General features: G+C 59.0%; 10 protein-coding genes, 6 pseudogenes and 1 riboswitch. Of the genes and pseudogenes, 6 read left to right on the forward strand and 10 right to left on the reverse strand.

Going from position 1 to position 14,210, the window contains the following annotated elements:
- The 8 genes and pseudogenes from NKJ88_RS22925 to NKJ88_RS22965 form a co-directional block, all read right to left on the reverse strand.
- Nucleotides 1-133: pseudogene (locus NKJ88_RS22925) on the reverse strand (transposase); the annotation flags it as partial.
- Nucleotides 134-218: 85 nt separating this feature from the next.
- Nucleotides 219-314: pseudogene (locus NKJ88_RS22930) on the reverse strand (hypothetical protein); the annotation flags it as partial.
- Between the two features lie 116 nt (nt 315-430).
- Nucleotides 431-633: riboswitch (cobalamin riboswitch) on the reverse strand.
- A 524-nt stretch (nt 634-1,157) separates the two neighbouring features.
- Nucleotides 1,158-3,254, reverse strand: a complete 2,097-nt coding sequence (locus tag NKJ88_RS22935; protein WP_352445605.1) for an alpha,alpha-trehalose-phosphate synthase (UDP-forming) — start codon at nt 3,252-3,254, stop codon at nt 1,158-1,160.
- Nucleotides 3,255-3,465: 211 nt separating this feature from the next.
- Nucleotides 3,466-3,681 (reverse strand): hypothetical protein, encoded by a 216-nt coding sequence (locus NKJ88_RS22940; RefSeq protein ID WP_352445607.1) that lies wholly within the window; start codon nt 3,679-3,681, stop codon nt 3,466-3,468.
- A 54-nt stretch (nt 3,682-3,735) separates the two neighbouring features.
- Nucleotides 3,736-4,728, reverse strand: coding sequence for an adenosine kinase (locus tag NKJ88_RS22945; RefSeq protein ID WP_352445608.1), 993 nt, complete (start codon nt 4,726-4,728; stop codon nt 3,736-3,738).
- A 99-nt stretch (nt 4,729-4,827) separates the two neighbouring features.
- Nucleotides 4,828-6,003 carry a methionine adenosyltransferase gene (gene metK, locus NKJ88_RS22950; protein ID WP_352445610.1) on the reverse strand — a complete coding sequence of 392 codons (1,176 nt, stop codon included), beginning with the start codon at nt 6,001-6,003 and terminating at the stop codon, nt 4,828-4,830.
- A gap of 51 nt (nt 6,004-6,054) precedes the next feature.
- Nucleotides 6,055-7,389: pseudogene (gene glyA / locus NKJ88_RS22955) on the reverse strand (serine hydroxymethyltransferase).
- Nucleotides 7,390-8,034: 645 nt separating this feature from the next.
- Complete coding sequence (locus NKJ88_RS22965) at nt 8,035-8,346, reverse strand: recombinase family protein (RefSeq protein WP_352445614.1); 312 nt, start codon at nt 8,344-8,346, stop codon at nt 8,035-8,037.
- 394 nt (nt 8,347-8,740) lie between these two features.
- Here NKJ88_RS22965 and NKJ88_RS22970 point away from each other — a divergent pair, with 394 nt between their 5' ends.
- From NKJ88_RS22970 to NKJ88_RS22995, 6 genes and pseudogenes are all read left to right on the forward strand, one after another.
- Nucleotides 8,741-9,043 (forward strand): hypothetical protein, encoded by a 303-nt coding sequence (locus NKJ88_RS22970; protein ID WP_352445616.1) that lies wholly within the window; start codon nt 8,741-8,743, stop codon nt 9,041-9,043.
- A pseudogene (locus tag NKJ88_RS22975) lies at nt 9,040-9,514 on the forward strand (type II toxin-antitoxin system VapC family toxin). Before NKJ88_RS22970 ends, NKJ88_RS22975 begins: the two are co-directional and overlap by 4 nt.
- Nucleotides 9,515-10,163: 649 nt before the next feature.
- Nucleotides 10,164-10,590: pseudogene (locus NKJ88_RS22980) on the forward strand (thiamine phosphate synthase); the annotation flags it as partial.
- A 12-nt stretch (nt 10,591-10,602) separates the two neighbouring features.
- Complete coding sequence (locus NKJ88_RS22985) at nt 10,603-10,800, forward strand: hypothetical protein (protein ID WP_352445762.1); 198 nt, start codon at nt 10,603-10,605, stop codon at nt 10,798-10,800.
- A gap of 4 nt (nt 10,801-10,804) precedes the next feature.
- Entirely contained in the window at nt 10,805-10,972 is a 168-nt protein-coding gene (locus tag NKJ88_RS22990; protein WP_502904767.1) for a hypothetical protein, read from the forward strand.
- A 476-nt stretch (nt 10,973-11,448) separates the two neighbouring features.
- Nucleotides 11,449-11,943 carry a MaoC family dehydratase gene (locus tag NKJ88_RS22995; RefSeq protein ID WP_352445620.1) on the forward strand — a complete coding sequence of 165 codons (495 nt, stop codon included), beginning with the start codon at nt 11,449-11,451 and terminating at the stop codon, nt 11,941-11,943.
- A gap of 221 nt (nt 11,944-12,164) precedes the next feature.
- Here NKJ88_RS22995 and NKJ88_RS23000 read toward each other — a convergent pair whose 3' ends face one another.
- Both NKJ88_RS23000 and NKJ88_RS23005 read right to left on the reverse strand, forming a co-directional pair.
- The gene (locus NKJ88_RS23000) at nt 12,165-12,479 is read right to left on the reverse strand and encodes a hypothetical protein (protein ID WP_352445621.1); all 315 of its coding nucleotides are present in this window, start codon (nt 12,477-12,479) and stop codon (nt 12,165-12,167) included.
- Nucleotides 12,480-12,512: 33 nt separating this feature from the next.
- A pseudogene (locus NKJ88_RS23005) lies at nt 12,513-13,646 on the reverse strand (porin).
- Between the last annotated feature and the right edge of the window lie 564 nt (nt 13,647-14,210).

Consider the following 14,210-nt stretch of genomic DNA (forward strand, 5'->3'; position numbering starts at 1 on the left):
CCCAGCGCCTCGTCCATCTCGGCCTCAAGCACCTCCTGCATCACCGCACGGAGCACTTCGTGCAATCCATCCGGGTTCGAAAGCAGAATGTCTTTGACGGCAGCGCTGGTCGATTACCTTCTGTCTTGGTCATGGTGGCGTTCCTTCCAGGGAATCGGTGACGTTGAACATCACCAGCCTGCCATGACCGCCCCCTCTCAGCGAATTTGCAGAACTCTCAGCACACTACCGGCCGATGTTCCGGACCAGTAGCTTTCAAGCGCGAATTTCAGTTCTCGCCGACGACCGAAGCGCGGCACGCCGAGCGTTGCTATAGGAATTTGCTGAGAGACAGTCATGTCATACCCCGATGGTTGGGGGCGTCGGTGACAAGGAAGGCGCTAGCAGGCCGGCACGCCGGGTTGCAGCGGCCACCGAGACACCCCGCCCGTGGACGTAATTCGTCGTGGCAGGTCTCCTGGCTCGCGGGGTCATAGCCTCTACCCGTCTTCCCGAGGGTATTCGCCTCAGTGACATGAGTGGGGTTGGCTCGCGGCTAACAGTTGCGGGGGCAGTGCCGGCATCGCACCGGCTTCCCTCTTAGCTCCGCCTGCGGCAGCGCCGTACGCGAGAACCACGACACGCAGACAATCACAGCACTCCGCTCTTTTGTCAATGACGCATAACGAAATGTTTATGTGATTATATGATCGCGCTTTTACGCCTTTGTCTAACATTGTGAACATTCAGCCCATTGGCGGCGTTGCACCGCTGCCACCATCGTCCAACTAATGGATCCTGTCGGGCTGCGACATCCCTCGCAAATCGCACAAGAAGGATTTCGGACGATCGCATTGGTGGCGATGTTTAACGATGCGGCCGCAAGCCGTGCGTGCGTGACGGAAGCGGTTTTCTCGGAGTGAGCGCCAAACCGTGGTCCGAGGGGAAATGGCACGCCGGTCGTCATCACGGGTGACTAGGCAATCGTGATGACTGCGCTCGGCGGCAAGAGACCACACAGACCGGAGCCTGGGCCGAAGGGTCTGATGCAAAGCCGACTGTTGTCCCGATAAGCCGCTTAAGCCGCATTCAGGCGGTAAGTATAGGTATCTCTCTCTCCAAGCGCTCGGCATTGAGGGATGCGCAAATGGCAAAGCTTGCGTGCTTCATATTCTGCATCATACGATCGGCAGGACCCAGTTTTTATCCAGTGCACGCGTCAGCGCGGTGTGCAATTCTGGCTCGGTCCGATACGAAGGCATTTGGGCCTCGCTGATCCAGCCCAAGCCAACATAGTGGAAGTGATCCGCACTGACCGTAACCCGGCTGCTGTCCAGTTGCCGAACGAAGTCCGCTGACCAATGGTGGATCGTATACGCTTCAAGTTTGTCCATCATCCTCCGCCAGCGTTGGATGCGTTCTTCGCGCGGCATGCTGGCCGCTTTTGAGATCGCGGTAGCTATCTCATCGGAGAGCCTTGGATCTACCAGCAGGGCGTCCTCGCCGAAGTCTTCGGCCGCGCCCGCAAACTTCGATAACACCAGAACGCCAGGGTCGCTCGGGTCTTGTGCAGCAATGTATTCTTTCGCCACAAGATTCATGCCATCGCGCAACGGCGTCACAACGCAAACACGCGCGGCTCTGTAAAGACCTGCGATCTCAGCTTGGGTGAACGACCTGTTCTCATAGATAATCGGCACCCACTCGTCCGTGCCATGCCGGTTGTTGACTTGATTGACGAGTCTTTCGACGTCGCGCCGATATTCGCTGTACGCTTGGATGTCACCACGTGAGGGAGTTGCGATTTGCAAGAGCGAGACACGTTGCGGCTCGAATGCTAGCAGATGGAAAGCTTTAATCCGATTGTCTATGCCCTTGGTGTAGTCGAGCCGATCGACGCCGATAACTAGCTTTGCTCCACCAAGTTTCAACTCCGAAATGTAGCCTTTCTGCGCCTCAAGCGAATCTGCGGCACACTGTTCGAATTGCTTCGGGTCGATACCTATAGGAAACTTTTGGCATTGCGTCTGGCCATGGTCCGAGAAAACGACTCCGTTCTTGCTCTCCAGCCCCAAATGAGATTGGACACAGGCGAGGAAATTGCTCACATCACGGTCGGTCTGAAAACCGAGCAGATCATACTCGAGCATGCATTTCATTAGCTCGCCAGAATTGGGCACGCGCTCCATCATGTCAGACTCGGGCCATGGCGTATGCAGGAAATGGCCGATCGGCCGGTCAATGCCGAGTCTATGCAAATCAGCGCCGAGCGGCAGGAAATGATAGTCATGAACCCAGTAGACTGCGTTATCTCCCAATTCGGACACCGCGCGCGCCATGAAGGCATTGACGTCACGATAACTTTTATAATCCGCTTCCGAGCCTGAGATGCGATCCGGCAGCGAGTGGAGCGCCGGCCAGAGTATTGAATTTGAAAAACCTTGATAGTACCTAGGATAGTCCGCTGCCGGCCCATCGAGCCACCCGATTTGACCTTTGCCACGCTGCACGAGCGGCACCTGTTGCTTATTGCTGTCGCCAAGATGCTCGGAAAAACCTACCCAGACCGCGCCGGAACGCTCCACAACGCACTCCAGGGCCGCCGAAAGCCCGCCTGTCTTGGGCTGATCAGAATTGACGGTCGCACCGCGGTTGGAAATTGCGACAAGACTCCTATGTGGCTGCTGGGCCGCCGTGTTGAAGCGCTGGTCTGCGGCTGAGACAACAGGACGGGACGGGCCAACTTCGGCTTGTTGTTCTCGCTCCTGTGGCAAGTCTCTCAGGGGTTGTTCAAAAGCGATTAGTTCGTGAGCAGCCCCAGTTTGCCATGTGAGGTTCCGGCGCGGCGAGTTGGCGTTGTTCAATGCATCCATTTCATGCCTCCGTTGAATATTTCCCCACATGGAGCAACTGGAATTCCAGATTGGCACACCCCCTGCTGACGAGAATCTGACGAGCGTCGGAGCCAATGGCGATCGATTGTCGTGTTTCGGCTTCGGCGCCTCAAGAACCTGCTTATCGCGAAAATTGCTGGCGACGCGATCGAGCGGACCGTCCCTGCGGGTAATTGTTGGATTGTTCGGATAAGAGATACACGCAGTAGATGTCAGCACCCTGTTGAAATGAACTAAAAGTATGTCGCTGCCGCCAAGGCTCCGGTCCCTGATGCGATTCTGCGTCTGCCGAAGATTTTCGACACGGAGATCGGAGATGGTCCCTTTCCGCCCGTCAGGGTCCGTTTTTATCGCAATCCCTTCCTCGTTGCCCTTGACCATCCCAAAATCGTGGAAGCCTGACCGCGATACCTAGGTTCGGATGTGTGAAATACCAGCCAGGCGAGCACTTCCCAATATCGCGAATGCCGGTCTTCACATCCGGCGCCTCATCAACATTGACGAAGATGAAGCCCTGCTGCCAATTCCGCCGGTCCCAGACCTATGGCGAACCAGTCTGCCCGCATTTGGCATCGTGGGACGTGATCGCAAGTCAAGTGCTCCGACGACGCCGCGAGTTTTCCGTTACCTTAGGAATCTTAGTAGCCTTCCCCAAGCCAAGCTTCTGGAAAATGCCGGTGACGATCTGGATGACGGTGAATGCCGTCAAGGCAAGCCCGCCTTGCACCGCCCCTCCAGCGAGCTTCACGGCAGCAGCATCGGTCAGTTCTCCGAAGCGAATGACGTCGCTATCAGCGAGCTTTGACACAGTTCCGCCACTGCGATGATCGCGTCAGTAGGGCAGCTGGTTAGTTGCCGGCATCTACAGCAACTCAGCCCGTTCCGCCTCGCGGCGCAAATTCTGCCGCGGCCTTGGCCCGAGCTGCTGGATCACCAGCCCGGCGGCCAGCGAGCCGAGATCGCCGCAATCCTTCAGGCTGCGCCCGCTCGTATAGCCATAGAGGAAACCGGCGGCGTAGAGGTCGCCGGCGCCGGTGGTGTCGACCAGTTCGCGGATCGTCGTCGCCTGGATGGTGACGGTCTCTTCGCCACGCACGATCACCGAGCCTTTTTCGGAGCGGGTGACGGCGGCAATCCTGCAGTCCTTGCGGATCTGAGCCAGCGCCTCGTCGAAGGATTTGGTCTGGTAGAGCGACTTGATCTCGTGGCTGTTGGCAAAGACGATGTCGACAGTGCCCGAGCGCATCAGCTCGAGGAACTCGTCCCGGTAGCGATCGACGCAGAACGAATCCGACAATGTCATCGACACTTCGCGGCCGGCGGCATGCGCCAGCTTCGCCGTCTGCCGGATCGCCTCCTTGGCGCGCGGCGGATCCCACAGATAGCCCTCGAAATAGGTCACCTTGGCGCCTGACGCCTTGTCGGCCTCGACATCTTCCGGCCCGAGTTCGATGCAGGCGCCGAGATAGGTGTTCATCGAGCGCTCGCCGTCCGGGGTGACGAAGATCATCGAGCGCGCCGTCGGCGGCTGGCCCTCAAGCGGCTTGGTGTCGAAGGCAACGCCCTGGGCATGAATGTCGTGGGCATAGATTTCGCCGAGCGGGTCGTTCGACACCTTGCCGAAGAAGGCGGCGCGGCCGCCGAAGCTGGCGATGCCTGCCGCCGTGTTGCCGGCGCTGCCGCCGGAGGCCTCGATCGCCGGGCCCATGCGGCTGTAGAGCAGCTCGGCGCGCTTGGTGTCGATGAGGTTCATCGCACCCTTGATGATGCCGTTGGTCTCGAGAAAAGCGTCGTCGCACTGGGCGATGATGTCGACAATGGCATTGCCGATGCAAAGCACGTCATAATTGGGCATCAATGTCTCCGCCTGGAACCTGCCGGCTTTCTGCCACGCCCCGGCGGGCGCGGGTCTGCCAAGTGGGAATGGGCTTGCCAAGCCGTTTGCCGGCGGCCCTCACGGGGCGCCGAGTCCTGCCTCGCGACGCAATTCGTCGGCCCTGTCTGTCTTCTCCCAGGTGAAATCAGGCTCTTCACGACCGAAATGGCCATAGGTCGCAGTATCGCGGTATATAGGCCGTAAGAGATCAAGCATCTTGATGATGGCCTTCGGTCTGAGATCAAACGTCTCAAGAATGAGGCGCTCGATCCTTCTTTCCTCAATCCTTGCTGTCCCAAACGTGTTGACCATGATCGAAACCGGACTGGCCACGCCGATTGCGTAAGCAAGCTGCACCTCACACAGGTCCGCAAGTCCGCTGGCGACGATGTTCTTTGCGACATACCGGGCCGCATACGCAGCCGAGCGGTCAACCTTGGACGGGTCCTTGCCCGAGAAGGCGCCGCCGCCGTGACGACCCATCCCGCCATAGGAATCGACGATAATCTTGCGTCCGGTGAGACCGCAGTCACCGCGCGGACCGCCGACTACGAACCGCCCCGTCGGGTTGACCAGAATTCTGATGCCTTCCGTCGCCATGTGGGTCGGCAGAACAGGCTTGATGATTTCCTCAATGACGGCCTCGCGGACAGTCTCTTGCGAGACCTGCTCGTCATGTTGCGTCGACACGACGATGGTATCCAGAGCGACCGGGCGCAACCCCTCATAGCGCACTGAGACTTGGGATTTCATGTCAGGACGCAACCAGCCAAGCTGTCGTGTCTTCCGGACATAGGCCTGCCGCTTCGTCAGGCGATGAGCGAGCTGGATCGGCAAAGGCATCAGGGTGTCGGTTTCGCGGCAAGCGTAGCCGAACATGAGGCCCTGATCTCCCGCTCCCTGCTGGAGGTCTTGCCCTCGTCCCTCGTCAACGCCTTGGCTGATGTCGGGCGACTGCTCGGTGAGGGCCTGAACGATGGAGCAACGCCGGCCGTCAAAGCCGACGGCCTCATTGTCATATCCAATATCGAGAATCGTATCGCGCGCAACTTGGCTATAATCCACCTGCGCGTCGCTGGTAATCTCGCCAGCCAAAACGACCATCCCTGATTTTACCAACGCTTCACAGGCGACGCGCGCCTTGGGATCTTTACGGAGGATGGCATCGAGGATGCCATCCGAGATGTTGTCGGCCAACTTATCCGGGTGTCCCGCGCCAACCGATTCGGATGAGAACACGAACTGCCTAGCCATGATAACCTCGCTTCGGGTGTTGGAGTTGTATGGGCATTTTGCTCGGCGCACTCATTCCTGAGAAATGCCCGGGACCTCGAACGCAGAGCACAAATCGGCAACGTCTCTTCGCACGCGGGCGTGGAGGTCTTCGTCATCGGCCGCCGGAGGACGGAGTCAATGAAGCCAGCAATTTGCAGCATTTCCACATCACGCATGCCGATTGACGTCACTGCTGGCGCACCTAGGCGAATTCCGCTCGTGACGGCCGGATCCCGCTGGTCGCCAGGCGCCATATTGAAGTTTGTGATGATGCCTGCCTTTGCTAGTCGCTCGGCATAGGCCTTGCCCGACAGTGGTCGATCGCGCAGATCCAGGATCAGCATGTGATCGTCCGTCCCCCGGTAACCAGGCCATAACCTCGCTCGAGCAGTGCCTGGGCCAGAGCCTTGGCATTCTTGACCGTCTGTTGGCCCTAGCTTCGGAAGGACGGGTTCGCGGCTTCGTGCAAGCAACTGCAAGCGCAGCGATGGCATTCATGTGAGGCCCGCCTTGCAGGTGAGGAAAGACTGCCCGGTCTATCCGTCTGGCGAGATTGTATTTGCTCTTTGTATGATACAGGGCCTGATAACGATCTTCCTTCCTGGACAAAATGAAACCACCGCGGGGACCGCGGATCGACTTGTGGGAGGTGCTGCTGACCACATTGCAATGGCGCACGAGATTCGGGTGCGCTCCCGCGGCAATCAGGCCGCTGATGTGCGCAATGTCGGCTACGAGATAGGAACTAACTGCAAGGGCGATTTCTGCCATTGCCGCGTAGTCAAAGACTCGCGGGTAAGCAGTCCCGCCGACCCAAATGAGCCGTGGCCGTTCCCCCTTGGCTGTCTCGCGCAAGCCGTCATAGTCAATCTGCTGTGTCTTTTCATCTAGTCTATAGGGGACGCGTTGATAGTCAGTTCCGGAAAAGTTGACCGCCCAACCATGAGTCAGATGGCCCCCTTCCGGAAGGGGCAATCCCATGACTTTGTCACCGGGGCTCAAAAGCGCACGATAGACGGCCTGGTTGGCCGGCGAGCCAGAATAAGGCTGCACGTTGGCATGCTCGCTGCCGAATAATGTTTTCAGGCGTGCAATGGCTAGCTTCTCAAGCTCATCGACGGTCTCATTTCCAGCGTAGTAGCGCGCACCGGGGTACCCCTCGGCGTACTTGTGCGTGAAAATCGAGCCGTTCGCTTCCAGCACGGCCGAGGACGCAAAGTTCTCTGAGGCGATCAGCTTGAGCGTCGTCCGCTCCTGCCGCTCCTGTCTCAGAAGCGGCTCGTGAACGCGGCAATCAAGCGCGGCCAAGGAAGACCGCCCGTGGGTGTCGGGCTGTGCGATCGCGCCGTCGGCGGAGTTGTCCATGGTAGCTTCGCGCTCCAATTGGATTGACCTATTTCACGATCAAGCACGCGGTCCCCTTCGGCCGCGCGTCTCGTACCGATTCGAGCCGCTGCAGGTCCTGTTTATGATAGCCGTCGCGATGGGGCAGGAGATCGACCAATAATTGAACCAGCCCGCCGTCGTTGGATCCTGTTTTGAGATGGTACAAGCGCCACGGAGGCTGTTCGTTGCAGCAAAGAAAGTCGGCTCTGGCGAGCAGCCGGACGTGTCGCGCAACCCGCTCTCGACACACGCCCAGAATCTGCGCTAGCTCGCAGACAGTTAGGTCCGCATGCGCGCAAAGGCCCAGGATTCGAAGGCGGTCAGGATGCGCTGCCATGCGTAGGCGACTAACCAGTGTCATCATGGCTCAGGACCAAGTCCTACCGAATTTCTCATTCGCGTTCTCCACAGAAGTTGCAGATTTCGAAGGTTGTCCAACGACCGGAAAAATCTCAGTGGCCGTGACGACCGTCGATAACTTGTGTCGAACAAACAAATGGGCGCTCTTTTTGCTTTAGCCGAAATTGCAACCAGTTCGGCGAGTGGAAGATAAGCGGGGCCAGGGGGTGGAACCACTGACCTCAGACGTTGCAATAGCCTACCATTCACAGCGAGACGGAGTTGCTAAGAGTCTATGAATTTCCTTGAAGGATCTGTTGCAACGTTGCCCAGCCTGGCCTGCTCCTGGTTTGCAGCGGTCAGGCGATCCATCGCCTCTGCGAGCACGATCAGGAATTTGCCCTGCATCGCATCGCTGATCAGCTCCTGAAGGCTGGGACGCAACAGCGACGCGCCGCAGATCGCGCGGTGGGTATTGCTGTCGACGACTGTCCAGCCTTGCTTTTCAGCACGCAAGCAGCAGAGCCGCAGCTGATCCTCGATCGAAGCGTCTCGGTGATTGTCACTTGAGTAGCGAGCGCCAAGCGCGACCTTCATGAGGCGGCCCCTTACTCCGGGACGCGGTCTCGCGTTTGGCTATCTGTTTCGGCTTGAACGAAATCCCGTGCGGCCTGTCGCGCCAGCAGCCGGACCAGATTGACGAAGCGTCGTCGGGCTCGGCGACGCAGGCAGAGCCGATTCGCGGGCCGCGCCGGCGACCACACGAAGCTTTTCGGCTGTTGCACGTTTCGGTCGCGCTACGATCGCGGTCCTGTCCTGACGCGAAATACTCCGTTTCGCGACAATGATGCCAAGTCACAGTGCTTCGACAGCATGGAATTCTTTGTGATCAATAACGCGCGTCGCGCAGGAGCCGGTGCTGGCCGATGCCGGGGTACCTTGTGCTCCGAAGAAGCCATGGCTATATATCCGTAGAGAACGGAGGCACGCGATGGGCAACACTGCACAGAAGAGAGCCATCGAGAATTATCGGTCTCGCCTGGCTGAGCGCGGCATCGCGCGGTTCGAAATCCTGGCGTTCGACGCAGACCGCGATCTACTGCGAACTCTCGCCCGAAAATTAACGGAGAGCGGGCCGGATGCCCGACAGCTTCGTCGGACCATACAGCAAGCCGTGGCGGGTGAGCCACCGAAAGCGGGCAGCATTCTCGCCGCGTTGCGTCGCTCGCCTCTGGTTGGCTCCAATCTCGACCTCAGCCTGCCGCGCGAAGAGGGACGCAAGATCGACCTGTGACGCGCTACCTTCTTGATACCAATATCATCAGCAACGTCATAAAGCCGGAGCCTTCGCGCTCGTTGCTGGCCTGGATGGGCGCGCAGAAGGACGAAGACCTCTTCATTGCTTCGCTTACTGTCGCCGAAATTCGCCGAGGCATCCTAGAGAAGCCGAAGGGGAAGAAGCGCAGTAGCCTTGAAACTTGGTTCGAGGGCTCCGAAGGCCCGCAGGCGCTGTTCGCTGGCCGCGTGCTATCGTTCGACGAGAAAGCTGGCCTCGTGTGGGCGCGGCTGATGGCCAACGGCAAAGCCATGCCGTTCGCGGAGCGCCCTAGACACAATCATTGCCGCTGTAGCCGAAGCCAACGAGTGTGTCGTAGTGACCGACAATGAAAAGGACTTCGAGGACGTTCAGATTATCAACCCGCTCCGTAGCTCTGGAAGCCAAGCGGGTGATGATAGCTCCAACGGTCCGGTCGATTCAATTTGAGGATTTCAGCGGTACGGAGTCCGAACGTCTCGTGTTCGCCTACGTTTAGCCGTGGCTGGATTGATCTTGCTTAGTTCGGCCAGGGACGTCTCTTCCAGTTCCGCTATAATGCCATCCCGGTTCATCTAGTCAGCTCAATCTAACAACAGTTCGCACGCACGAGCGCCGCGGACAAGGCGCGATCGCAGGGATTGCGCGATACGCGTGTCGAGCTCGTCCATCTTACACTCGATCTCGTCTTCGAAGGCCCTCTCGCCAAACGCCACTGTAGTCGATCCCGCGTGCGGCTCGGGGGGCCTTCTCATCGAGGGTTTCTCGCGACTGGTCTGGCGCGCTACCACTGGCAAGTTCGCCCGCCGGGAACTCGTCGGTCTGCCCCCAGCTCTGGGCTTCCACATCAACTGCGGAGCTCTTGCCATAGCCGTATTCTTGGCTGGCAGCTCTCGAGCTCGACGAGCAGCCGATCAGCGACACCCGCGACCTCAAGTTCGACCCGGTTGACTCGATAACACCCTATTGGCCGATTCAGTCGGGGAGGATCTGCCCACTCCGATCACAAGCCGATCTTTCGACCCCGTGGTCGGGAATTCTCCATGGACCTTCGTGAAGAAGGAATGCAGCGCCGAAAGCCGAAGCGCTTCGGTAGTGAGTCAACGACAATTGGCGCACGGCAATCGAGGAAGGCTGCGACTTCGTCCATCTTGGTCAAAAGGATTTGGCTGCCGCCGATGCTGACGATGAAATACGTCGGATTGAAGCTCGGCGTGTCGATCCACGATCACACCGAACTGGAAACGGCGCCAGTGGCCGAACCGGAGTATGTGGCGCTCGGCCCAGTCTATCCAACAGCCTCAAGAAGATGAATGGGCGTCGCAAGGACTCGAGCGGATCAGCGAGTGGAAGCACCATGTCGCGCCGATCCCATTGGTCTCCATCGGCGGCCTCAACCTGACCGTCTCGAAGGCGTTTTTCGAGGCTGGCGCGGAAAGCGCAGCCGTGGTCACCGACTTTGCGCTGAACGACGCCCCAGAAGCGCGCACGCGAGAATGGATCGAAAGACAGAGCAATGGCGCTGAGGCGAGAACCGCATGTGCTCGTTGCTGTCGGGTCAGACTCCAGCGGTGGGGGCTGGAATTGCCCGCGAGATCGAGACGATCGCTTCCAGTGGCGTGCGCACCTGCCTTGCTGTCAGCGCGCTGACGGTGCAAACCCATGAACACGCCTGGAAATCCAAGTTACGCAACCCGTCTTTTGGCGGATCAGATGCGCGCTACGCTTCAGCCTAACAGAGTGGCCGCCACCAAGATCGGCATGCTCGCAACGGCTGAGATCGATCGTCGCTCGGTTGCCGCTGTGCTGCGCGAATATCCGCGCATACCGACAATCCAGATCCGGTGCTGGCTTCCACGTCAGGCCGAGCGGTTCTTGAAGCAAGCGCCATCCCGCATCATGAAGTAGCATCTGATGCCGCTTTGCCGTGTCGACACCCAATGTCATTGAACTGGCGCTTCTTGCCGGCTCAGTGCTACCGGTGAATGAGGCCGGCGCGCTTCAACAAGGACCACAAGCCACCCCGTCTGCTGGGCTCCTCCAAATTCGAAACACGGATGGTTCCTATCCAGACAATTGATTTTATCAATCTGCAACAATACCGCATAGCGGCGCCCGGCGGAATGATCACCGGTAGCAAGACGAGCTGTTTTCGGTGGCCTAGGACCGCACCGCGACCGAGGTACAAGCCAGCCCGTCTGCGGCCATGTTCGGATCGGCCGCATCGGTGCGCCGAATGAGATTGCCGGCCGAACGTTCCGTTCGTGCAGCCGTGACGGCAGTCATCTCACTGGCGCCATCCTGCCGATGGATGGCCTGTAGTCGGTGCAGCATGGGCTGACACTGTTCACGGAATGAAGCCGCTGGCGCTTCGGACGGTTGAAATGGAGGACATTAGCTTGGAACCGATCAGTCTCGACGAGCTTCTGACCAGCGTCGGCAAGGAAGTCGGCGTCTCGCCATGGCGCGAGGTCACACAGACCATGATCGACCAGTTCGCCGAGGCCACCGATGACCACCAGTTCATCCACTGCGATCCGGAGCGCGCCAAGCGCGAGACGCCGTTCGGCGGCACCATCGCACATGGCTTCCTGTCGCTTTCGCTTTTGTCGGCGATGACTTTCGAGACCATGCGGCCGCTCGAAAACTGCAAGATGGGTGTCAACTATGGCTTCGAATCGCTGCGCTTCCTGGCGCCAGTGAAAACCGGATCGCGCATCCGCGCCCGTTTCGTACTGGCCGACGTCAAGGTCAGGCCGTTGGGCTGGGTGCAGACGGCGCTGGGCGTGACGATTGAGATCGAGGGCTCGAGAAAGCCGGCGCTGACCGCGCGCTGGTTGACGCTGACGCTGATCGAACGCCAGCCGGAGGCGGCCTGAATTGCTCAACGAGCGTCAGCAGAGACGATCTTCACGTGCCGGGGCGATGTAGGCGACCAGTGCGCACCGATCGGCAACGCGGCCACGGGGGTCGGCTAGATAGAGTGGCAGGAATTCCTAATCGGGGCTCCGTCTCGGAAGGGGCGTCGATGCAACCATGGACCGCGAAGGCATCGTTCGCGCGACGCATTTCCGTCTGCAGTCCTTCTCGTCCATATCCTTTATCCGGAGCTGCACCAGACCAACGCCGAGCGGCACCAGCCGGTCAATCCAGCCGGCACGTCCACGACTTCATGAGAGGACGGCCCTGCCGATCGTCGGTGGGTAGCGCGGTTCGAGCATTCCCGAGCTGAAAGCTCCGCGACCGCATCGACCGCTTTGCCGAACGCACGCGCCATGGCGACTGGATCGGCCGCCCTCGGGACCGCCGTGTTCAGGAGCACGGCGTCAAACCCGAGCTCAACGACGGTCGCCGCGTAGGGCCGTCCGAGCGGTGCATCCACAATCAACGGAATGTAGGGGGAATGTCCGCGCATCAACTGGACCTCGGAGCCCAACGCTTCATCGCATTAGAATGAGCGTTCGAAACGCAGGATACCGCCGACACTGCTCTTCTTGTTGGCATTGGTCCAGTTCACTTCGGAAGCTTTCACCTTTCCGACGGCGGAGCCTCCGTAGTCGAGTTCAGCGGTAACTGTGAAATCTGGAAGGAACGCATAGGCGACGTTCGCAGCGACACCATAGTCCTTGAGCTGATCACCCGAGAGCTGAAGGTTGACCGAAGCTGACTCGGTGAGCTCGTAAGCGGCTCCAGCCCAGAAAGCCCAGTTCCCGCCCCAAGGTTTATAGAAACCGCGACCATGAGCGTCTACCGAATTCGTCGAGTCGTAGTTGAGCTGGCCATGGGAACCGTAGCCGAACATTCCGGATAGCAACAGTTCGTTGGTGACATTGATGTCGACACGGACCTTGGCGGCCACCGATTCGTAGTTGCTATCATAAGCTGCAACGCCGGTGATCGCTCCCAAGCCATGTGCGTATTTCAAGCCGCCTACTACGTGGGGAGCGTAGCTGTCGATTGTGCCGACCACGTCCGAGCCTTGTTCCAGCGAAACCACGGCCGAAAAGCCGTTCCCTGCGTCCAAGTAGTACTGAACCACATTGGTATCGAAAGCGCCGTAAGGAGCCGGCGTCTGGTTCAGTACATCACCCGCGCAGCCAATAAATATGTCGAAAGCCGACCGGTCCTTACCAACTCGCAGGCCACCAAGCTGGATCCAGGCGATAGTCAGGCTGCTGCCTCCGTTCGAGGCATAGGACCGAGAACTGTCCGAAACCGATGTCTGGTGGCTGCCGAAGTTCACGCCGGTTTCGGTGTAGGTCTTCAACGTCCCCCGTTCGGTCTCCTGGCCGGTCCAGGTTTTCAATGTGAAGCGTGTGTTGTTTTGCCACGCGCTCTGATGCTCACCAGTCCTCACATCCGAGTTTCTTGAGTGCTTAAACAATCCGACGTTGTAACGGACAGAGCCGCCGATTCGCAGGCAGGTCTCGGTGCCTGAAATGTAGACGTAGCCCGAGCCTTAGACGTCGCAGATGTTGACGTACTCAGTCGGGTCAGGCTCGGCGGCCGTGGTGACGGCGCGAGCGTTGGAAACGGCAATCAGTGCCGCAGTTGAGCCGAGGAGGAGGCTCCTCATGGTCATTGTCGATCTCCGCTTTAATAATAAAGGGATGAACGCGAGTGATTCTGTGAACAACTTTGAAAGGCGCGCAGTTTTGCTGGGCCGTCAAATGACGTGCCAGCCTGCAACTGCGGCTTGAAGCTCAATTGTGCGGGCGGACCTTGGTTCGCACTTCCTTGTTTTTGCCTTGCGGATCCACCCAAGCACGAACGGAAAACGTTTCGGCTACGGTTCGCGCTTCGCGACAGTTTCGTTAAAGGGGACAGCATTGTTTGTGGTGAGCCCGACCTTGAGGCATCATGCGGCGGCACCGCTCGGCACGACGCCGTCATTTTGGCGAGCTGATGGCCGACAACTACGCGCTGCAGCCTTGCACCAAAGCCAGTAGGGCGCCTGCCTTGGCATTGCGGCGGACCGGACTGTCGCATCGAGCAGGTTCTCGTGCTGAAAGCGGCGCGCCACAGCTAATGCATCTTGCTAGCAATTCAAACAACGAGCTCATCGACATGGCAGAGTTCACTAAGGGGGCCGGCACGATCTGGCGAGCAAAATCTGGTCCCAAGCCCGTATGTCTCGCCCATTGCG

Origin of the sequence: Mesorhizobium sp. M0016 (assembly GCF_040324035.1) — a bacterium.
In the GTDB taxonomy this organism is placed as follows: domain Bacteria; phylum Pseudomonadota; class Alphaproteobacteria; order Rhizobiales; family Rhizobiaceae; genus Mesorhizobium.